Consider the following 1,055-nt stretch of genomic DNA (forward strand, 5'->3'; position numbering starts at 1 on the left):
TTTGCTTGCTTGTTCAGTTTTCAAAGAGCAATAAATTCGTTTGCCGCCGAGAAGCGACTTTTCTATAATAACAAACTCAATACTGTTTGTCAATATATTTTTTTGGTGGAGCCTAGCGGGATCGAACCGCTGACCTCCTGCGTGCAAAGCAGGCGCTCTCCCAGCTGAGCTAAGGCCCCCTACGCGTTTTTCTGGTCGGGAAGACAGGATTCGAACCTGCGACCCCTTGGTCCCAAACCAAGTGCTCTACCAAGCTGAGCTACTTCCCGATACATGAAATATGGCGCGCCCGACAGGAGTCGAACCCATAACCTTCTGATCCGTAGTCAGACGCTCTATCCAATTGAGCTACGGGCGCATATATTGAAAGTTATTTTGCTATCGCAAAAAACTCTGGTGCCGAGGACCGGAATCGAACCGGTACGGTAGTCACCTACCGCAGGATTTTAAGTCCTGTGCGTCTGCCAGTTCCGCCACCCCGGCTAATTTAAGAGCGGAAGACGGGATTCGAACCCGCGACCCCAACCTTGGCAAGGTTGTATTCTACCACTGAACTACTTCCGCAAAAAAATGGTGCGGGTGAAGGGAGTCGAACCCCCACGCCTTGCGGCGCCAGATCCTAAGTCTGGTGCGTCTGCCAATTCCGCCACACCCGCATTTGTTAAATTGTCAGATTTGAAGAATTGCTGTGAAACAATCTTTTTAATCCGACTTCTGATTTCCTTTTCTCACACTTCTAGAATGGTGAGCCATGAAGGACTCGAACCTTCGACCCTCTGATTAAAAGTCAGATGCTCTACCGACTGAGCTAATGGCTCAAATAAAAAAATAATGGTGCCGGCAAGAGGACTTGAACCCCCAACCTACTGATTACAAGTCAGTTGCTCTACCAATTGAGCTACACCGGCATAATGGAGAATGACGGGATCGAACCGCCGACCCTCTGCTTGTAAGGCAGATGCTCTCCCAGCTGAGCTAATTCTCCAATATTTCGCTTGGCGGCGTCCTACTCTCACAGGGGGAAACCCCCAACTACCATCGGCGCTGAGAAGCTT

9 tRNA genes are annotated in these 1,055 nt (G+C 49.8%); all 9 read right to left on the minus strand.

What is annotated here, in order from left to right:
* Positions 1-103 precede the first annotated feature (103 nt).
* Positions 104-179, minus strand: a tRNA-Ala gene (locus tag CVD23_RS21470).
* 13 nt (positions 180-192) lie between these two features.
* Positions 193-269: transfer RNA gene (locus tag CVD23_RS21475), tRNA-Pro, on the minus strand.
* Between the two features lie 12 nt (positions 270-281).
* Positions 282-358: transfer RNA gene (locus CVD23_RS21480), tRNA-Arg, on the minus strand.
* 36 nt (positions 359-394) lie between these two features.
* Positions 395-483: transfer RNA gene (locus CVD23_RS21485), tRNA-Leu, on the minus strand.
* Between the two features lie 9 nt (positions 484-492).
* Positions 493-564 (minus strand) — tRNA-Gly (locus CVD23_RS21490).
* Positions 565-571: 7 nt separating this feature from the next.
* A tRNA-Leu gene (locus tag CVD23_RS21495) sits at positions 572-656 on the minus strand.
* 86 nt (positions 657-742) lie between these two features.
* Positions 743-818 (minus strand) — tRNA-Lys (locus tag CVD23_RS21500).
* A gap of 14 nt (positions 819-832) precedes the next feature.
* Positions 833-908, minus strand: a tRNA-Thr gene (locus CVD23_RS21505).
* 4 nt (positions 909-912) lie between these two features.
* Positions 913-985 (minus strand) — tRNA-Val (locus CVD23_RS21510).
* Between the last annotated feature and the right edge of the window lie 70 nt (positions 986-1,055).

Source organism: Bacillus sp. V33-4, from assembly GCF_002860225.1.
GTDB lineage: Bacteria > Bacillota > Bacilli > Bacillales > Cytobacillaceae > Bacillus_BJ > Bacillus_BJ canaveralius.